Annotated in this window: 14 protein-coding genes and 3 tRNA genes; 6 read left to right on the top strand and 11 right to left on the bottom strand. The window is 71.3% G+C overall.

Going from position 1 to position 18,376, the window contains the following annotated elements; genetic code table 11:
* Position 1: 1 nt before the first annotated feature.
* From argS to ABD979_RS13585, 4 genes are all read right to left on the bottom strand, one after another.
* The gene (gene argS, locus ABD979_RS13600) at positions 2-1,762 is read right to left on the bottom strand and encodes an arginine--tRNA ligase (protein WP_345508025.1); all 1,761 of its coding nucleotides are present in this window, start codon (positions 1,760-1,762) and stop codon (positions 2-4) included.
* Between the two features lie 112 nt (positions 1,763-1,874).
* Positions 1,875-3,149 (bottom strand): sunset domain-containing protein, encoded by a 1,275-nt coding sequence (locus ABD979_RS13595; protein WP_345508024.1) that lies wholly within the window; start codon positions 3,147-3,149, stop codon positions 1,875-1,877.
* 97 nt (positions 3,150-3,246) lie between these two features.
* Positions 3,247-4,899, bottom strand: coding sequence for an AMP-binding protein (locus ABD979_RS13590; protein ID WP_345508023.1), 1,653 nt, complete (start codon positions 4,897-4,899; stop codon positions 3,247-3,249).
* A 212-nt stretch (positions 4,900-5,111) separates the two neighbouring features.
* Positions 5,112-5,184: transfer RNA gene (locus ABD979_RS13585), tRNA-Arg, on the bottom strand.
* A 345-nt stretch (positions 5,185-5,529) separates the two neighbouring features.
* On the opposite strand from ABD979_RS13585, the gene ABD979_RS13580 reads away from it, so the two are divergent.
* Together ABD979_RS13580 and ABD979_RS13575 are read left to right on the top strand one after the other, a co-directional pair.
* Positions 5,530-7,374: a phosphoenolpyruvate carboxykinase (GTP) gene (locus tag ABD979_RS13580; protein ID WP_345508022.1), complete on the top strand. Its 1,845-nt coding sequence runs from the start codon at positions 5,530-5,532 to the stop codon at positions 7,372-7,374.
* Positions 7,375-7,489: 115 nt separating this feature from the next.
* Complete coding sequence (locus tag ABD979_RS13575; protein ID WP_345508021.1) at positions 7,490-7,999, top strand: DUF6328 family protein; 510 nt, start codon at positions 7,490-7,492, stop codon at positions 7,997-7,999.
* A 228-nt stretch (positions 8,000-8,227) separates the two neighbouring features.
* On the opposite strand, the gene ABD979_RS13570 is transcribed toward ABD979_RS13575, so the two are convergent.
* Positions 8,228-8,317 (bottom strand) — tRNA-Ser (locus ABD979_RS13570).
* Positions 8,318-8,512: 195 nt separating this feature from the next.
* On the opposite strand from ABD979_RS13570, the gene ABD979_RS13565 reads away from it, so the two are divergent.
* Positions 8,513-10,024: an LCP family protein gene (locus tag ABD979_RS13565; protein ID WP_345508020.1), complete on the top strand. Its 1,512-nt coding sequence runs from the start codon at positions 8,513-8,515 to the stop codon at positions 10,022-10,024.
* A gap of 110 nt (positions 10,025-10,134) precedes the next feature.
* On the opposite strand, the gene ABD979_RS13560 is transcribed toward ABD979_RS13565, so the two are convergent.
* The 4 genes from ABD979_RS13560 to ABD979_RS13545 form a co-directional block, all read right to left on the bottom strand.
* Positions 10,135-10,338 carry a cold-shock protein gene (locus tag ABD979_RS13560; protein ID WP_013491183.1) on the bottom strand — a complete coding sequence of 68 codons (204 nt, stop codon included), beginning with the start codon at positions 10,336-10,338 and terminating at the stop codon, positions 10,135-10,137.
* 226 nt (positions 10,339-10,564) lie between these two features.
* Complete coding sequence (gene folP / locus ABD979_RS13555; RefSeq protein WP_345508019.1) at positions 10,565-11,548, bottom strand: dihydropteroate synthase; 984 nt, start codon at positions 11,546-11,548, stop codon at positions 10,565-10,567.
* Positions 11,549-12,091: 543 nt separating this feature from the next.
* Positions 12,092-12,178, bottom strand: a tRNA-Ser gene (locus ABD979_RS13550).
* A 53-nt stretch (positions 12,179-12,231) separates the two neighbouring features.
* Positions 12,232-13,020, bottom strand: coding sequence for a helix-turn-helix transcriptional regulator (locus tag ABD979_RS13545; protein ID WP_345508018.1), 789 nt, complete (start codon positions 13,018-13,020; stop codon positions 12,232-12,234).
* A gap of 38 nt (positions 13,021-13,058) precedes the next feature.
* Here ABD979_RS13545 and ABD979_RS13540 point away from each other — a divergent pair, with 38 nt between their 5' ends.
* The 3 genes from ABD979_RS13540 to ABD979_RS13530 all read left to right on the top strand — a co-directional run bounded on the left by ABD979_RS13540 (position 13,059) and on the right by ABD979_RS13530 (position 16,564).
* Positions 13,059-13,346 carry a DUF2249 domain-containing protein gene (locus ABD979_RS13540; RefSeq protein WP_345508017.1) on the top strand — a complete coding sequence of 96 codons (288 nt, stop codon included), beginning with the start codon at positions 13,059-13,061 and terminating at the stop codon, positions 13,344-13,346.
* Positions 13,347-13,409: 63 nt separating this feature from the next.
* On the top strand, positions 13,410-13,829 hold the full coding sequence (locus tag ABD979_RS13535) for a hemerythrin domain-containing protein (RefSeq protein WP_345508016.1): 420 nt from the start codon (positions 13,410-13,412) through the stop codon (positions 13,827-13,829).
* Positions 13,826-16,564 (top strand): multicopper oxidase domain-containing protein, encoded by a 2,739-nt coding sequence (locus ABD979_RS13530; RefSeq protein WP_345508015.1) that lies wholly within the window; start codon positions 13,826-13,828, stop codon positions 16,562-16,564. The genes ABD979_RS13535 and ABD979_RS13530 overlap by 4 nt, the downstream gene beginning before the upstream one ends.
* Positions 16,565-16,650: 86 nt before the next feature.
* Here the strand turns inward: ABD979_RS13530 and epsC are convergent, their stop codons facing one another.
* Both epsC and cysK read right to left on the bottom strand, forming a co-directional pair.
* On the bottom strand, positions 16,651-17,343 hold the full coding sequence (gene epsC / locus ABD979_RS13525; RefSeq protein ID WP_425583976.1) for a serine O-acetyltransferase EpsC: 693 nt from the start codon (positions 17,341-17,343) through the stop codon (positions 16,651-16,653).
* A 75-nt stretch (positions 17,344-17,418) separates the two neighbouring features.
* Entirely contained in the window at positions 17,419-18,348 is a 930-nt protein-coding gene (cysK, locus tag ABD979_RS13520; RefSeq protein WP_345508013.1) for a cysteine synthase A, read from the bottom strand.
* Between the last annotated feature and the right edge of the window lie 28 nt (positions 18,349-18,376).

Raw genomic sequence — 18,376 nt, 5'->3', positions numbered from 1 at the left:
GTCACATCTGCTCGGGTGCCTCCACGCCGAGCAGGTCGAGTCCGGTCGTCATGACCCGCAGCACGAGCGCGCACAGGGTCAGGCGCGACGCCTTGACCTCGTCGAGGTCGGCCTTGAGCACCGTGCAGTTCTCGTAGAACGCCGAGAACGCCTGGGCCAGGTCGAAGAGGTAGCCGGCGAGCCGGTGCGGCTCGTAGGTCGCGCCGACCTCGGCCACGACGTCGCCGAACCCGAGCAGGTGCAGGGCGAGGGCCCGCTCGTGCGGCTCGCCGAGCACGAGCGCGGCGTGCTGGTCGGCCGGGTCGAGCGCGACCTGTCGGAAGATCGAGCGGATCCGCGCGACGACGTACTGCAGGTACGGGCCGGTGTTGCCGGTGAGGGCGACCATGCGGTCGAGGTCGAAGACGTACTCGCTGTCGTGCGCGACGGACAGGTCGGCGTACTTGACGGCGCCGATGCCGATCTGGCGCGCGATGGTGGCGCGGACGTCGTCGTCGAGGTCGGGCCGCGTCTCGTCGATGACGGAGCGGGCCTTGTCGACGGCCTCCTCGAGCAGGGCCATGAGCCGCAGCGGCGCCCCGGAGCGCGTCTTGAGGATCTTGCGGTCCTCGCCGAGCACGTTGCCGATCTGCACGTGGACCGGCTCGACGTCGTCGGGCAGCCAGCCGGCCTTGCGGGCGGTGTCCCACACCATGTTGAGGTGCAGCGACTGCGGGGCACCGATGACGTAGAGCACCCGGTGGGCGCCGAGGTCGCGCACGCGGTAGCGGATCGTCGCGAGGTCGGTCGTGGCGTAGCCGTAGCCACCGTCGGACTTGCGGATGATGAGCGGCACCGGCTTGCCCTCCCGGCCGGTGTAGCCGTCGAGGAAGACGCAGAGCGCGCCCTCCGACACCGCGGCGATGCCCCGAGACTCGAGCTCCTCGCAGATGCCGGGCAGCGCGTCGTTGTACATCGACTCGCCGGCGAGGTGCAGGTCGGTCAGGGTGACGCCGAGCGTCGAGTAGAGCTTGTTGAAGTAGACCTTGGAGAGGTCGACGAGCTCGTTCCAGAGCCGCAGCGTCTCGGCGTCGCCGGCCTGGAGCAGCACGACGCGCGAGCGGGCGCGCACGTTGAAGTCGCCGGCGCTGCCGGCCGGCTCGGCCTTCTCCGCCGCGTCGAACTTCACCCGCGCGGCCTGGTAGAAGGCGTTCGGGTCGGTGACGAGCAGCTCCGACTCCGGCGATCCCTCGCCCACCTCGAGGAGGTGCTCGATGAGCATGCCGAACGGGGTGCCCCAGTCGCCGATGTGGTTCTGCCGGATGACGTGGTGGCCGAGGTGCTCGAGCGTGCGGGCGATCGAGTCACCGACGACGGTGGTCCGCAGGTGGCCGACGTGCATCTCCTTGGCCACGTTGGGCGCGGAGTAGTCGATCGGGATGTTCTGCGTCTCCTCGAGCGGCACCCCGGCCCGCTCGTCGCCCGCGACCTGCGCGAGCAGCTGTGCGAGCCACGCGTCGGAGAAGGTGAGGTTGATGAAGCCGGGGCCACTCACCTCGACGCCCTCGCAGACGCCGTCGAGCTCGAGGGCGGCCACGATCCTGGCCGCGACCTCGCGCGGCGGCATGCCGACCCGCTTGGCGAGCGCGAGTGCGGCGTTGACCTGCACGTCGGCGAACTGCGACGGACGCAGCACCGGGTCGGCCTCGCGGAAGTCGTCGCCGAGAGCGGCGGCGATCGCGGACTGGACCTTGGGCGTGATCGCCACGAGCGGTGAAACCATGCGGGCCAGTCTATGAGCGCGAAGAGCGCACCCGCGCCCGGGTTTCCCCGGGCGCGGGTGCGCTCCTGCGATCGAGCGGTCAGGCGGTGGTCAGTCCGTGGTCAGGCGGTCGTCACTCGCCGTCGCGGTGGAAGCCGGCGCGGCGGGCGGCCTCCTCGTTGTAGAACCACACGTCCGGCTCGGCGTCGTCGTAGCCCTCGTCGCCGGGGCCGGTGAACGTCATGGCCTCGCGGCGGCCCTTGACGGCGTGGCCGAGCGGCTGGGCGCCGTCGTGGATCGGCGCGGCCGAGCCGAGGCCGAAGCCACCGTCGACGACCTCGTCGAACTCCGAGACCCGGCGCGAGCCCGCCTGCGCACCGGAGTCCGCACCCGTGCCGTCCGCGTCGTCGTCAGGCACCCGGTCACCCGCGGCGTCGTCGCCGACGGCCTCGGCGACCTCGTCGGTCTCGTCGCTCGCGTGGGAGTGCGGCGCCATGTCGACGTCGACCCCCTCGTCCGCCGGCTCGTCGCCGTCGTCCAGACCGGGCTGGCCGGGGGTCGTCGCCCACGGCTGGCCGCGGTGGTCGCCGGGGTCGTTGTCGGGGGTGCCGCCGGCCACGACGACGTCGTCCGCGTCGGCGAGCGCCGGTACGTCGACCTCGTCGACCTCGTCGACCTCGTCGACCTCGTCGGCCGGGACAGGGACCGGCTCCTCGATCGGCTCGGCGGCTGTCTCCCCGGTCGTGGGCGTGGTCGGCTCGGTGGCGTCCGCCCCGTCCGTGCTGGGTGTGCTCTGGGCCATGGCAGGAGTCCCCTCGCTGGCGGTCTCGGTGTCGGTCCCGGTGCCGTTCCCGGTGTCGGTCGACGCCGCTGTCGTCCGTTCAGTACCCACCGGGGCCTCACGCGTCCCGCCGACGCTCTCGTCGGCCGCCAGGTCGGCGGGCGGCGCGAAGGGGTTGACGGCGTCGGCGAGGTCGTCGTCCTCGTCCTCGTCGGCGCCGAGCGGCCCGTTCGTGGCCGGGGCGTCCAGACGGCGGCCCTGCTCGTCGGTGCGCACGTCGGGGTCGATGCGGTCGGCCTCGCGGGCGAGCCGCTGCTGCTCGGCCGCCGCGGCCGTGGCCGCCTCGCGGTCACGGCGGGCCTGGTCCTCGAGCCGCCGGGCCTCGGCGGCCTTGCGCTCGGCCTCCGCCCGCGCCTCCGCCGCCATCTCGCCGGTCACCGACGCGCGGTCCTCCCGGCTGCGCACCTCGGCGCGACGCTCGTCGGCGCTCGCGCGCAGCTCGCCGGCCTCGAAGCGGCGCGCCTCGTGCTCGCGGCGACGCCCTGCGGCGACGAACCACCAGACGACCACCACGACGACGACGACCGCCACCGCGATCCACAGCACCGTCTTGCCCGTGTCGGACATTGCATCCCCTTGTCGAGTCGATCGAGTCGAGAGCCGACCCAAGCGGCCTCACCGCAAAACCTACTGCCCGGGACGCACCCCGACCGACCGTTGCGGCCTACCCGAGCCCGAGCCGACGGGCGGTCTCCTCCCGCATCTCGACCTTGCGGATCTTGCCCGTCACCGTCATGGGGAACTCGTCGACGATCTCGACGTAGCGGGGGATCTTGTAGTGGGCGAGCCGGCCGGTGCAGAACGCCCGCAGCGACTCCGCGGTGAGCGGCTCGGCGCCGTCCTTCATCCGGACCCACGCGCAGAGCTCCTCGCCGTACTTCTCGTCGGGCACCCCGATGACCTGGGCGTCGAGGACGTCCGGGTGCGTGTAGAGGAACTCCTCGATCTCGCGCGGGTAGACGTTCTCGCCGCCGCGGATGACCATGTCCTTGATCCGCCCGGTGATCTCGACGTAGCCGTCGTCGTGCATGACGCCGATGTCGCCGGTGTGCATCCAGCCGTCGTCGATCGCCTCGGCCGTCTTGTCGGGCTGCTCCCAGTAGCCGAGCATCACCGAGTAGCCCTTGGTGAGGAACTCGCCGGCCTGGCCGCGCGGCAGGGTCTCACCGCTCACCGGGTCGACGATCTTGATCTCGAGGTGCGGCCCGACGCGGCCGACGGTGCCGACCTTCTGCTCGAACGTGTCGTCGGTGCGGTTCTGCGTCGACACCGGCGACGTCTCCGTCATGCCGTAGCAGATCGTCATCTCCTCGATGCCGGCCGCGATGAGGCTCTTCATCAGCTCCGCCGGGCACGGCGAGCCGGCCATGATGCCGGTGCGCACGCTCGAGAGGTCGTAGTCGGCGAAGTCGGGCAGGTTCCACTCGGCGATGAACATCGTGGGCACGCCGTAGAGCGAGGTGATCTTCTCGTCCTGCGTGGCCCGCAGGGTCGCCGCGGGGTCGAAGCCGGGCGCCGGGATCACCATGCAGGCGCCGTGCGTCGTGCACGCGAGGTTGCCCATGACCATGCCGAAGCAGTGGTAGAACGGCACCGGGATGCAGACCCGGTCCTCCTCCGTGTAGTCGCAGAGCTCCCCGACGAAGTAGCCGTTGTTGAGGATGTTGCGGTGGCTGAGGGTCGCACCCTTGGGGAAGCCCGTCGTGCCCGAGGTGTACTGGATGTTGATCGGGTCGGTGTTCGCGAGGCCCGCCTGGATGCCGGCCAGCTCGCTCGCGGCGACGTCGTCGGCCCGCGCGACGAGCGCATCCCAGTCGGCGGTCCCGATGTAGACGACCCGCTCGAGCGTCTCGACCTCCTCGCGCACCTCGTCGACCATGTCGCGGTAGCTGCTCGACTTGAACGACTCCGCCGCCACCAGGGTCGAGATGCCGGCCTGCTCGAGGACGTACTTCAGCTCGTGCGAGCGGTAGCTCGGGTTGATGTTGACGAGGATCGCGCCCATCTTGGCCGTCGCGTACTGCACGAGCGTCCACTCCGAGCAGTTGGGCGCCCAGATGCCGACCCGGTCGCCGGTGCGCACGCCGACGGCCAGCAGGGCGCGGGCGAGCCGGTCGACGTCGGCCTGCAGCTCGGCATACGTCCACCGCCGGCCCTGCGCGACGTCGACGAGGGCCTCGCGGTCGGGGAATCGCGCGACCGTGGCGTCGAAGTCGTCGCCGATCGTCGTCTCGAGCAGCGCGGGCTCGGTCTCGCCGCGGGTGTGCGACAGCGTCGGGTCCAGGTCGGTCGCGGTGGCGGACGGCGAAACGGTCATCGGGTCTCCGGACGTGCGGCGGTGGACGGACGGTCTCACCCAACCCCCGCCACGGCCGCTGCGCAAGGCGTTCCGCCCCCACCCGGGTGTCGGCCGCGTCACGCGGCCCTCTGCTCCGCACCCCGCCGGCACCCAGCGCGCACCCCGGAAAAGCGAGAGCGGCCCGCCTGCTCTCGCAGGGCGGACCGTTCTTCTTCTGTCTCAACACAGAGTGCACCCGAAGGGATTCGAACCCCTAACCTTCTGATCCGTAGTCAGATGCTCTATCCGTTGAGCTACGGGTGCAGATCCGTTCCGGAACGTGTCCGGAGGAACGAAGAGTTACCTTAGCGGGTCGGGTCGGCAGAGACGAAATCGGCCCCCGCGCGCGACCGACGGCGACTGCAAGGACTGCAAGAAAACGGCAGCCCGTCGTCGAAATTCTTGCGGTCACCACCCGGTGTGAGCCGTCTCACCGCCGCCCGGTCCGGTAGCGGCCAAAGGCACCGGTGCCGGCGCGTACCTTGAACTCATCACGTCATCTGTTCAGCATGTGGACACCTGCAGCCCCATCCGGGCTCGCGCCGGGCCACGTGGGGGACAGCTTCGAACCGGCACGACGTGGTGCCGGGCGGCACCGCGCGCGAAGGGATGGGCCCCGAGTTGACCACGACCCACGAGAAACAGACACACACGACGCACGCGGGCCTGGCCGCCTGGGTCGAGCAGGTCGCCGAGCTGACTCAGCCGCGCGACATCCGCTGGATCACCGGCACCCCCGAGGAGTGGGCGGAGCTGACCGACCAGCTCGTCGACGCCGGCACGTTCACGCGGCTCGACGAGAGCCGGAAGCCGAACTCGTTCTACTGCGCGAGCGACCCCACCGACGTCGCGCGCGTCGAGGACCGCACCTACATCTGCTCGGTCGACGAGAAGGACTGCGGGCCCACCAACAACTGGATGGCACCCGAGCTGATGAAGGCCCGGATGACCGAGCTCTACCGCGGCTGCATGCAGGGCCGCACGATGTACGTCATCCCGTTCGTCATGGGCCACCTCGACGCCAAGGTGCCGATGTTCGGGGTCGAGATCACCGACTCGGCCTACGTCGTCGTCTCCATGCTCGTCATGGCGCGCTGCGGCGACGCCGTCCTGCGCAAGATCGAGGAAACGAACGCCGACTACGTGCCTGCGCTGCACTCGGTCGGCGCCCCGCTCGCCGACGGCCAGGCCGACGTCGCGTGGCCGTGCTCCGACACGAAGTACATCGTGCACTTCCCCGAGGAGCGCACCATCTGGAGCTACGGCTCGGGCTACGGCGGCAACGCGCTGCTCGGCAAGAAGTGCTACTCCCTGCGCATCGCGTCGGCGATCGCGCGCGACGAGGGCTGGATGGCCGAGCACATGCTCATCCTCAAGCTCACGTCGCCGAAGGGCTCGGTGCACTACGTCGCGGCGGCCTTCCCCTCCGCGTGCGGCAAGACGAACCTCGCGATGATCACCCCGACCGTGCCCGGCTGGAAGGCCGAGATGGTCGGCGACGACATCGCGTGGATGCGCTTCGGCGAGGACGGGCGGCTGTATGCCGTCAACCCCGAGTTCGGTCTCTTCGGCGTGGCCCCGGGCACGGGTGCCTCGACCAACCCCAACGCGATGGCCACCATCGAGAAGGGCAACTCGGTCTTCACCAACGTCGCCCTGACCGACGACGGCGACGTGTGGTGGGAGGGCATGACCGACGAGCCGCCGGCGCACCTGACCGACTGGCACGGCAACGACTGGACGCCTGAGGACGGCAAGGCCGGCACGCTCTCGAGCCACCCGAACAGCCGCTTCTGCACGCCGGCGTCGCAGTGCCCGATGATCGCGCCGGAGTACGACAACCCCGACGGCGTGCCGATCGACGCGATCCTCTTCGGCGGCCGCCGCAAGACGACCGTGCCGCTCGTCTACGAGTCCCGCGACTGGCAGCACGGCACCTTCATCGGCGCCACCCTGTCGTCCGAGACGACGGCTGCGGCCACCGGCGCCGTCGGCGTCGTGCGCCGCGACCCGATGGCGATGCTGCCCTTCATCGGCTACCACGCCGGTGACTACATGAACCACTGGCTAGAGATCGGCAAGAGCGCGGACGCGTCCAAGCTGCCCCGCATCTTCGGGGTCAACTGGTTCCGTCGTGACGAGGAGGACGGCTCCTTCCTCTGGCCCGGCTTCGGTGAGAACAGCCGGGTGCTCAAGTGGGTCATCGAGCGCCTCGACGGCGACGCCGATGCCGTGGAGACCCCGATCGGGTTCGTGCCGACCGAGGGCGCCATCGACATCGACGGGCTCGACATGACGCCCGAGCAGGTCGCCAAGGCCATCCGGGTCGACGCGGCCGACTGGGCCAAGGAGCTGCCCCTCATCCAGGAGTGGTTCGACAAGTTCGGCGAGCAGCTCCCCGCGGAGCTGTGGGCCGAGTTCGACACCCTCAAGGCGCGGGTCGGCCAGGGCTGACCCGACCACCGAGGATCGCTCCACCCGCCGCCGCACCGGCGCGGACGACGTGATGCAGGGCCCGGCACCGTTGCGGTGCCGGGCCCTGCCACGTGCAGCGGGGTACGTGTCACCCATGAGCGACCAGACGGCCTACACGCGTGACGAGTCCGAGGCGGAGCGGATCGACCGCAACTTCGGAGAGCAGCTGCAGGAGCTGCGCATCGCCCAGGCGGGCGTGCAGATCCTCTTCGCCTTCCTGCTGACCGTGCCGTTCCAGCAGCGCTTCACGATCCTCACGGACCTGCAGCGCACCATCTACGTCGGCACGCTGCTGGCGCTCGCCGTCAGCGTCATCACCTTCACGGCGCCGGTCGCCATGCACCGGACGCTCTTCCGCAAGGGCCTCAAGGACTTCCTCGTCACCTACACCGACCGGCTCATGATGGTGGGTCTGCTGACGCTCGGGCTCGGCATCGTCGGCGGCGTCGTGCTCGTGCTCGACGTGCTCCTGTCGCACACGGCCGCCCTGTGGATCGGTGGGGCCCTGCTCGTGTTCGGCCTCGCGCTCTGGGTGGCCGTGCCGCTCTCGAAGCGCGACCTGGCCCGGCGCAACGTCGAGGCGGGCAGCGAGACCCCCGCCTGAGCCGCCGACACGCCCGAAACCGTCGAGTGGCCACTACTTGCGGGTCCGGCACCGTCGAGAGGCCATGATCTGCGGGCCGCCCACCGGGCGGAGGCGGCGGGACGCCGTCGCTCACGAGGCCCCTCGTTCCTCGGGGCCTCGTGAGCTCCTCCCAAAGACCACGCGTTCGGTCAGCACATGACAGAAGAACCCCGACGAAAAGCGTGTCGGGGTCCTTCTGTCATGTGCTGGCGGAGGCGGCGGGATTTGAACCCGCGAGAGGTTTTATCCTCAACCCGCTTAGCAGGCGGGCGCACTAGGCCACTATGCGACGCCTCCGTGCCCGGATCGAGACCGCCGAGGCGGCGTCGGATGCACGGGCGGACACAGGCTACCGGCACGAGCGCGCCCCGCCCAAACCGGGTCCCTCCGGCACCCCGACGCGGCGACGCCGGGGGCGATGCGGTATCACGCGAGGATCCGGGGCACAATGTCATGTCGGCTCGTGCGCGCGAGCGGATGAGAGAGGACTCCATGACCAACCCGAACGCGCGAGGTCAGGCTGCCGGCCAGACCCGCGACACGCTGCGTCGTGAGCTCAGGTCGGGCTTCCGTCGTGCCGTCGGACTCACCGCTCTGGGCACCGTCGTACCCGGCGCGGGCCTGACCCGGACGCGCAGCCGCAAGGCCGGCTGGACGATCCTCGTGCTGGCGGTCCTCGCCCTCGGGGTCGGCGCGTACTACGTCCTGCGCACGGGCGCCACGAACGCCGCGCTGACCATCGTCTCGCGCCCCACCCTGCTGCAGGTGCTCGCGATCCTCTTCGTCGTCGGCGGCATCCTCTGGTGCGGCTCGATCATCCTCACGGCGGTGCAGTCGCGCCCGGCCCGCCTCGACAGCACGCGCACCCGCCTGCTCGCCGCGTTCACCACGCTCATGGTGTTCCTCGTCGCCGGCTCCTCGTTCAAGTTCGCGGAGTACGCGACGATCACCAAGACCACCGTCGCCCAGGTCTTCGGCACGACCCCGATCAAGCCCGGCGTGGGCGCGCAGGTCGCGGAGGGCGACGACCCGTGGGCCGACCAGGCCCGCGTCAACATCCTGCTGCTCGGCTCCGACGCCGGCGCCGACCGCATCGGCATCCGCACCGACTCGATGATCCTCGCGAGCATCGACACGAAGTCAGGTCGCACGGCCCTGATCTCCATGCCCCGCAACCTGCTCAACGCGCCTCTCTCACCCGAGAGCCCGCTGCTCGCCCGCTACCCGTCGGGCCACTTCGGCCAGCCCAACCGCACGTGCTCGCAGGGCCCCGGGCAGTGCATGCTCACCAACCTCTACGTCGAGGCCGAGACGTACGCGAAGAGCCACCCCGGCTCCTACCCGACCGGTGAGGAGCCCGGGCGCACCGAGATCCGCGGCGCGGTGCAGGAGATCACCGGCCTCAAGGTCGACCAGATGGTCGTCATCGACCTCAAGGGCTTCTCCCAGCTCATCGACGCCATGGGCGGCCTCGACATCAACGTCAAGCTGAGCGGCTACGGCACCAAGCTGACGATCGGCGGCGCGCACGACGCGTCGGGGCGCCTCTACGGCGTCAAGGGCTACTTCGAGCCGGGCCGTCAGCACCTCGACGGCTGGCACTCGCTCTGGTACGCCCGGACCCGCGCGGCCGACAGCGACACGTACCGCCAGATGCGGCAGCGCTGCGTCGTGCAGGCGATCGTCAACCAGGTGAACCCCGCCTCGATGGTCACGAAGTACCCCGAGATCGCCAGCATCCTCAAGAACAACATCTACACCGACATCCCGGGCCAGAACCTGCCCGCCTTCGTCGACCTCGTCGAGCGCGTGCAGAAGTCGAAGATCAACAGCGTCGCCCTGACGCAGGCTCAGGGGGTCCAGTCCGGCGACCCGGACTACGACCTCATCCGGAAGCTCGTCCAGAAGGGGATCGCGCCGCCCAAGGCGACGCCCAAGCCGTCGAAGACGAGCACCCCGACGACGTCGACGACCTCCGAGGCCGACGCGTACGAGACCTGCTGAGTCGCGCCGCCGGGCAGGGCCCCGGTGACGAACGAAGCCCCCGGCCGACGGCCGGGGGCTTCGTCACAAACGACGGGATTGGTGTCGCTCGTTGCTGTGGATCTCGAGTGTCAGAGCGGGCGAACTGCGTCGGCCTGCGGGCCCTTCGGACCCTGCGTGACCTCGAACTCGACTCGCTGCGCCTCGTCCAGCGAACGGTAGCCGTTCGACTGGATGGCCGAGTAGTGGACGAAAACGTCGGGGCCGCCGCCGTCCTGGGCGATGAAGCCAAAGCCCTTTTCAGCGTTGAACCACTTGACGGTGCCCTGTGCCATACGGGTGACTCTTCCTTCTCTAGCGTGTGGGACAACGCACCTCGCGCCTCCCAAGCTGCCGCCGTGACTCCACTCGACGGGCGGACCCACCGACGTCGAAAAGAAATCCCGTCACCGTTGCTGATGACGGGCGCCTGCTCGACTGCTAGGAACTGCAACTGCAACCGCGACGAACCTAGCAGAATACAGCCCGCGGTGAGGTGCGACGGCCGCCTTTTTCGACCGCTCAGGCGGGCTCGGTCCCGGCCCCTCGAGAGGTCCCCCGCAGGGCCAGGCGGGGCGGCCGGTCGCCGCGGATCGTGGCCACCATGTCGACCACCCGACGGGTCGCCCGCACGTCGTGCGCGCGGAACACCGTGGCCCCCAGCCAGGCCGCCACCGCCGTCGCCGCGAGCGAGCCCTCGAGCCGTTCCTCGGCCGGCAGGTCGAGCGTCTCGCCGACGAAGTCCTTCCGCGACATCGCCTGCAGCACGGGGTAGTTCAGCGCCACGACGTCGGCCGTGTGCCGCAGCACCTCGAGCGAGTGAGCGGTCGTCTTGCCGAAGTCGAGGGTGGGGTCGACGAGGATGCGCTCCTTCGGTATGCCGGCTCGCTCGGCGGCCCGCGCCCCCTCCGCGAGCGTGCGCACGACGTCGCGCACGACGTCGAGGGGGTCGTCGCCGTAGCTGACGTCGACGGGGTCGGTCCGGGGCGGGAGCCCGCCGGTGTGCGAGATGACGTAGCCCGCCCCGATGCGTGCAGCGACGTGGACGAGGTCGCGGTCGTGGCTGGCCCACGTGTCGTTGACGAGATCGACGGTGCCGGCGGCGGCGAGCGCGACCTCGGCCCGCCACGTGTCGAGGCTGAGGATGACGTCGGGGTGCGCCCCGCGGGCCCACTCGAGGAAGGGCACGACCCGCCGGATCTCCTCGTCGGCGTCGACGACCTCACCCTCCTGGCCGGCGCGCACACCGCCGACGTCGACGAGGTCGGCACCCCGCTCGACCGCGTCGGCGAGCGCCGCCTTGGCCGAGTCGAGGTCGGCGTGCCGGTTGCCGCTGAAGAACGAGTCACGCGTGCGGTTGACGATCGCCATCACGGCCGGCGCGCCGGCGTCGAACCGCTTGCCGCGCAGCACCAGCGGGCTCGGCGCCGGGAGGTCGAGCGGGGCCAGGCGGCCCAGGATCTCGGTGGTGGACGGGCCGCGGTCCGGGCCGGAGGGTCTGCTCACACTGTCGTATCTCACGCGGCCGGCCGAAGGTCAACGGGCGTCTCGAGCATGGTTGCAGAACTGTTATGATTGCGGAGCAGGCCTCGTCCGCGGCCCAACCACGCTCCCGGTCGGGTCGCGGACGGTCTGCCGGTCCTGACCGTCCCGGAATGACGATCGACCACCGAGCCCCCAACGACGAATCGGCGGGGGCTTTGCCATGCAAGGAAACTGAATACCGCCATGTCGTACATCGTGTCGTTCTTCGCAGCGATGAACCGCCCGTCCCGCACCCAGCTGGTCGGTCAGTACAACTCCAGCACGACGTTCGAGGAGCGCCTCGGCCTCCTCTGACCACCATGAACGAAAGGGACTCCGGATCTCCGGAGCCCCTTTTTTCATGCCCGGACGCCGACGGCCGCCCCGACGGACCGCCACCAACTCCGCCGCGGAACGGCCCCGAGCACGCCACCGCCGACGTATGCCGTCTCGTGGCGGTCCGTCGGTGCGGACCAGAGAGCTCCGCTGGGGCTCCGAGGCGCTCCGCGCCCTCGGAGCCCTGCGCGGAGGGCGTGGGATTCGAACCCACGATGGGTTTGACCCCATAGCGGTTTTCAAGACCGCCGCACTCGGCCACTATGCGAGCCCTCCAGTGTCCGCGGAAGTCTAGCGGCGCCACCGCGGACGTGCCGACGGCGGCCACCTCAGGCTGGCGACTCGGGCGGGAGCGTGAGGACGCAGGCTCCGGGGCGCGCGAAGGGCTCCAGCGCGACGTCGGACGCCGGCTCACCCTGCCCGGCGAAGACACCCTCGACGAGTCCCAGGTGCACCCGACAGATCACCTCTGGATGGCGCCGCGCCGACTCCAACAGGGGGCATGTCCGCAGGAGGACCGTCGCGCCGTCCAGCGCCCGCGCGCCACGGGGCTCGATGGCCGGCGAGAATCCGAGCCGGGACAGCATGCCGACCACCGCCTCCCGACGACTTGTCGCCGGCTGCCGCCGCCCCCGATGGTCACGGGGCGCAGCCTCGCGGGCGGACAGGGTCGCACCCCAGACGTGACCGATAGAGCGGGCGTCGTCACCTGGATCGCCACCGCGTTCGGCCAAGCGCTCGGCGAACGCGGCCGCCAGGGCGACGTACTCCTCCACCAGCTCCGCCCTGCCGTCGTCCGCAGCCTGCCCGAGCGCCGTGGTGCGATAGCGCGTCGCCGGCCGCCCCCGCCTCCCGGTGAGTGCCGGCGCAACCTCGAGGAGGTCGTCCTCGAGGAGGGCGGATAGGTGGTGACGCACGGTGTTCGGGTGGCCGCCGAGCCGGTCGACGACGTCCCCGACGGTGACCCCTTCACCGGGGGCCGCATCTGGCCCGCCGGTGCTGTCGGTCACGACGTCACGGACGGCCGTGAGCACCCGGGCCCGGGCGGCGTCGAGCCTCGGACGGGTGCCGGCACCGAGCCGAGTTGGTGCCGGGCCGTCAGCAGGGGTACTTTTCACAATGTCATTGTATAAAATATCGTTCCCGGAGGCCACCCATGGATGCCCGACTCGACCTGCCCATCACCGAAGCCCACTCGTGTGGCTGCGACGACGCCGCGCACGGCGCGCCCGAGCTCGACGTACGACCCATTCCGCACGCCATCCGGCACGCGACGGTGTTCGGAGCCCTGGGAGCGATCCCCCCGGGCGGCACGCTGGTGCTCGTGGCGCCCCACGACCCCAAACCGCTGCTCGCTCAGATCGTCGACCGCGAGGGCCCCGTCACCGTGAGCTACCTCGTGGAGGGCCCCGACCTCTGGCGCCTGGCCATCACTCGGGCCTGAGGGACAGGGACCACCGTGTGCTCCTACTGCGGTTGCGAGTCCATCACCGTGGTCGGCCGCTTCATGGCCGAGCACGTCGAGATCATCAACGCGTCCGGAGACCTGCGCCGGGCGTGCGAACGCCGCGACGACGCGGCCGTCGAGCGTGCCGCCCACCGCCTGGGGCACCTGCTCGACCCGCACACCTCGGCGGAGGAGTCCGGGATCTTCGCCGTGCTCTCCGAGGACCCGGAGTTCACCGACCACGTGGCCACCCTCTGCGCCGAGCACGATGACCTGGGCAGGCAGCTGGTGGCGATCCGCCGAGGCGAGCACCGCCGGTTTCCCGTCTTCGAGCGCGCGCTGCGCGACCACATCGACCGGGAGGAGAACGGGCTCTTCCCGGCAGCGGCCATCGCGTTCGCCGGACCGGAATGGGACCGCGTCGAGTCCCTGACACCTGCGGCCCACGGGCACCCACACGAGCACCCGCACGCCGTATGAGACGACCGGGCAAGCCCACCCCTGCTGCCGACGACTCGGCGACGCAGCCAGGACGCCCCACTGCCACGCGGAGCCGCTTCCCGCTGCGCGATCGACCGGGCATCGCCTGGCTCGCGGTCGCGGGCGTGCTGGCACTCGTCCACCCGTTCGTGCCCGCGGCTGACTGGCTGCTCGTCCACCTCGTGCTGCTCGGCGCCGTCACCCACTCGGCGATGGTGTGGAGCACCCACTTCACCCAGGCGATCCTTCGCACCGCGGAGCTGCTCGACGACCGCGCCCAGCAGAACCGTCGCATCCTCGTCCTGCTCGCCGGCGCCGCCGGGGTGCTCGTCGGCGTGCCGACGGGATGGTGGGCCCTGACCCTCGCCGGAGCGGTCGGTGTCACGGTCGCCGCCGTCTGGCACGGGGTGGCTCTCTGGAGGCGCCTGCGTTCCGCCCTGCCCGGCCGCTTTCGCGTCACCGTGTACTACTACCTCGCCGCCGCGTCGGCCGTCCCGGCGGGAGCGGGCCTCGGCGCGTGGCTCGCTCGTGGGCTCGACGACGACTGGCACTCGAGGGTGCTCGTGGCCCACTCCATGGTCATGGTGCTCGGCTGGTTGGGGCTCACCGTGACCGGCACCCTGGTGACCCTGTGGCCAACGATGCTGCGCACACGCATGGACGACCGCGCGGAACGCCTTGCGCGACAATCGCTCCCGGTCCTCGTGGCCGGTCTCGTGGTGCTCGTCGCGGGTGCCCTGACCGGGAACCGTAGCATCGCCCTCGTCGGGCTGATGACGTATGCCGCCGGGTTGTGGTGGTGGGGACGGGCCCTCGCGCGGCCCTCCCGGCAGGCGCCCCCGCGCTCCTTCGCGACCTGGTCGGTGACCGCAGGCCTCGCTTGGGGAGCCGTCGCACTCATCCTCGTCGGCTGGCGGATCGGCACGGCCGAAGCATGGGCTTCGGTCGCACAGGGGTACGGCGTCGTGGCTGCCGTCATCGCGCTGGGTTTCGCGCTGCAGCTGCTCTTCGGCGCGCTCTCGCACCTCATCCCTGTGGTGCTCGGCGGTGGACCATCCGTCGTCCGCGCCGCGTCATCACGCTTGGATCGAGGGTGGGTGTGGCGCGTCGTCGTCGTCCAGCTCGGTCTGGTCATCGCCCTGCTGCCGGTCCCTTCCACGGTGCGCATCGCCGTCTCCGTCCTCGTCCTCGGGGCGCTGGGTGCGTTCGTGCTGCTCCTGCTCGGCGCGGTCCGGGCTGCCGTAGCCGCGCGCCGGTCCCCTGCCGACGGCCCCGTCCACGGTCCAGGCCGCGCCGGAGCTGACGCCGGGCACCCGGTCTCCCCCCTGCACGGGCGAGGCGGCCAGGTCACGGGCGCCCTCTCGACCGTCGCTCTCGTCATGGCCCTCGGAATCGCCGTCGGTCCCGCGCTCGCGGGGGGCACGGGCGCCACGGCCGTCTCCCTCGCCGGCGGCGCCGCACCCAGTGGCCACACCACGCGTGCACGCGTGGAGGCTCACGACATGGCGTTCGTGCCGGCTCGCATCGTCGTGCCCGCGGGCGACGTGCTGGTGGTCGACCTCGTCAACACCGACGTCGGCTCGCCGCACGACCTGACCTTCGGCAACGGCACCCACACCCCCCGCGTCATGCCTGGGCGGTCTGCGACGGTGACGGTCGGCGTCGTCGGCGCCCCGACGGAGGGCTGGTGCAGCATCGTCGGCCACCGCCAGATGGGGATGGTCCTGCACCTCGTCGTCAGCGGAGCACCGCCCCAGCACCCGACAGGCGCCCCTCCCAGCGACTCGACCAGTGGCTCGACGGCGACGGGTCCCGGCCACGCCACATCCACCCCCGCGCTCCGGCTCGACGGCGCGTTCGCGGCGGGCTTCCAGGCCGTCGACGCGACCCTGCCCCCGCTCACCCCGGAGCGGGTCCACCGCGTCACGCTGCGGGTCGAGGAGGTGCAGCTCGAGGTGGCGCCCGGCTGGTGGCAGAAGCGGTGGACCTTCGGCGGCTCGGTGCCCGGACCGACGCTGCACGGGCGAGTGGGTGACACGTTCGTCGTGACCCTCGTCAACGGTGGCTCGATCGGGCACTCGGTCGACTTCCACGCGGGCGAGCGCGCCCCGGACGCCGTCATGCGCACGATCCCGCCGGGCGGCACGCTCACGTACCGCTTCACTGCCGCGCGCGCCGGCATCTGGATGTACCACTGCAGCACCATGCCGATGAGCGCCCACATCGCTGCGGGCCTGTTCGGGACCGTCGTGATCGAGCCACCCGACCTGCCCGTCGTCAACCGCAGCTACGTCCTCGTCCAGTCAGAGGTCTTCGTCGACGGAGACGGGGAGGCTCCGGGACGGGAGGTCGACGCGGACGCTGCGGCCGCGGACCAACCGGACGCCGTGACGTTCAACGGCGTCGCGAACCAGTACACCGCCCAGCCGCTCAGGAGCCGGTCCGGCGAGCGGGTGCGGGTCTGGGTGCTCGCGGCGGGGCCGAACCGCGGCAGCGGCTTCCACGTGGTCGGGTCGCAGTTCGACACGGTGTACGCCGACGGTGCCTACCTGCTCGACCGCGGTCGCGGGCCGTCCGGCGGACGCGACGGTGGCGCGCAGGTGCTCGCCCTCGCACCGGGCCAGGGCGGCTTCGTCGAGCTGAGGCCCACCGAGCCCGGCCGGTACCCGTTCGTCACCCACGCCATGGCGGACGCCGAGCTCGGTGCCCGAGGGGTGCTTGCCGTGACGCGCTGACCTCCCGGCGCCCGAGAGTCCTGACGTCGCGTTCCGGGCACGCCGTCTACCCGACCGGATCACGGCCGGTCCCTGGGAGGGCGAGCTCAGATGTAGATGGCGGGGTCGACCCAGTGGTTGGCGGGGTCGCGCTTGGGGAAGCGCACGACGGCAGGGATGCCGGTCGCGACCGCCCCCGCCGGCACGTCCTTGACGACGACGGAGTTCGCACCGATCTGCACGTCGTCGCCGACGAGCACCGGCCCGAGCACCCGGGCACCGGCGCCGATCGTGACGCGGTTGCCGACCGTCGGGTGGCGCTTGACGTGCGCGAGCGAGCGCCCACCGAGCGTGACCCCGTGGTAGAGCATCACGTCGTCACCGACCTCGGCGGTCTCGCCGATGACGACGCCCATCCCGTGGTCGATGAAGAAGCGTCGGCCGAGCCGCGCGGCGGGGTGGATCTCGACGCCGGTCACGGCGCGGGCCGCCGTGGCGAGCACCCGCGCCGGCAGTCGCCCACCGGGCCGCTTCCACAGCTCGTGGATGCCGCGGTGCGCCCAGATGGCGTGCAGGCCCGGAGAGGTCAGCACGATCTCGAGGCGGGAGCCCGCCGCGGGGTCGCGCTCCATGGCGCCGTCGACGTCCTCGCGGACGCGGTCGGCCACCTTGCGCACGACACCGAGCGGTCCGGCATACCTCGTCGGCGGCTCCTGGGCGCCCGGCGCGGCCGGGAGCGTCTCGGCGACGGGTGGCGCACCGGGCACCTCGGTGGGTCGCTCGTCACGCACGAGCGTCAGCGGGGGCTCGGCGTGGCCGACGTCGCGCCCCAGGGGTCGGGCGGTGCTCATGGGCGGTCTCCCAGCGGGCCGACGTCAGTCGACGAGCCCTTCGAAGAGGATGGTGGACAGGTAGCGCTCGCCGAAGGAGGGGATGATGACGACGATCGTCTTGCCCTTGTTCTCCTCGCGCTGGGCGACCTGGACGGCCGCGGCGATGGCGGCGCCCGAGCTGATGCCGACGAGGAGGCCCTCCTCCGTCGCGGCGCGGCGCGCCCACGCCACCGAGGTCTCGGCGTTGACGTCGATGACCTCGTCGTAGACCTCCGTGTCGAGGATCTCGGGGACGAAGTTGGCGCCGATGCCCTGGATCTTGTGCGGGCCGGGCTGGCCGCCGTTGAGGATGGGCGACTCCTCCGGCTCGACCGCGATGATCTGCACGCTCGGCTTGCGGGCCTTCAGCGCCTGGCCGACGCCCGTGATGGTGCCGCCGGTGCCGATGCCGGCCACCACGATGTCGACCTCGCCGTCGGTGTCCTTCCAGATCTCCTCGGCCGTCGTGCGGCGGTGGATCTCCGGGTTCGCCTCGTTGGCGAACTGGCGGGCCAGCACGCCGCCGCGCTCGGCGACGATCTCGTCGGCCTTGGCCACGGCGCCCTTCATGCCGGTCGACGGGTCGGTGAGCACGAGCTCGGCGCCGAACGCGCGCAGCAGCGCGCGGCGCTCCTTGCTCATCGACTCGGGCATCGTCAGCACGACCTTGTAGCCGCGCGCGGCGCCGACCATGGCGAGCGCGATGCCGGTGTTGCCCGAGGTCGCCTCGACGATCGTGCCGCCCGCCTTCAGCTCGCCGCTCGCCTCGGCGGCGTCGACGATGGCGACGCCGATGCGGTCCTTGACCGAGTTGGCGGGGTTGTAGAACTCGAGCTTGGCGGCGACGGTCGCCTCGGCTCCGTCGGTCACCTTGTTGAGGCGCACGAGCGGCGTGTTGCCGACGAGCTTCGTGACGTCGTCGTGGATCGGCATGGCTGGTGGCCCTCTCGTCGTGTGGTGT

This window comes from Terrabacter aeriphilus, from assembly GCF_039542985.1.
Lineage (GTDB): Bacteria > Actinomycetota > Actinomycetes > Actinomycetales > Dermatophilaceae > Terrabacter > Terrabacter aeriphilus.
Note: the sequence above shows the minus strand (reverse complement) of the source record. Positions and strands in the feature narration are given on the sequence as shown.

What these genes read in the sequence shown, in the direction of transcription:
- argS (WP_345508025.1), bottom strand. Translation starts at nt 1,762, where the DNA reads ATGGTTTCACCGCTCGTGGCGATCACGCCCAAGGTCCAGTCCGCGATC.
- ABD979_RS13595 (WP_345508024.1), bottom strand. Translation starts at nt 3,149, where the DNA reads ATGTCCGACACGGGCAAGACGGTGCTGTGGATCGCGGTGGCGGTCGTC.
- ABD979_RS13590 (WP_345508023.1), bottom strand. Translation starts at nt 4,899, where the DNA reads ATGACCGTTTCGCCGTCCGCCACCGCGACCGACCTGGACCCGACGCTG.
- ABD979_RS13580 (WP_345508022.1), top strand. Translation starts at nt 5,530, where the DNA reads ATGGGCCCCGAGTTGACCACGACCCACGAGAAACAGACACACACGACG.
- ABD979_RS13575 (WP_345508021.1), top strand. Translation starts at nt 7,490, where the DNA reads ATGAGCGACCAGACGGCCTACACGCGTGACGAGTCCGAGGCGGAGCGG.
- ABD979_RS13565 (WP_345508020.1), top strand. Translation starts at nt 8,513, where the DNA reads ATGACCAACCCGAACGCGCGAGGTCAGGCTGCCGGCCAGACCCGCGAC.
- ABD979_RS13560 (WP_013491183.1), bottom strand. Translation starts at nt 10,338, where the DNA reads ATGGCACAGGGCACCGTCAAGTGGTTCAACGCTGAAAAGGGCTTTGGC.
- ABD979_RS13540 (WP_345508017.1), top strand. Translation starts at nt 13,059, where the DNA reads ATGGATGCCCGACTCGACCTGCCCATCACCGAAGCCCACTCGTGTGGC.
- ABD979_RS13535 (WP_345508016.1), top strand. Translation starts at nt 13,410, where the DNA reads ATGGCCGAGCACGTCGAGATCATCAACGCGTCCGGAGACCTGCGCCGG.
- ABD979_RS13530 (WP_345508015.1), top strand. Translation starts at nt 13,826, where the DNA reads ATGAGACGACCGGGCAAGCCCACCCCTGCTGCCGACGACTCGGCGACG.
- cysK (WP_345508013.1), bottom strand. Translation starts at nt 18,348, where the DNA reads ATGCCGATCCACGACGACGTCACGAAGCTCGTCGGCAACACGCCGCTC.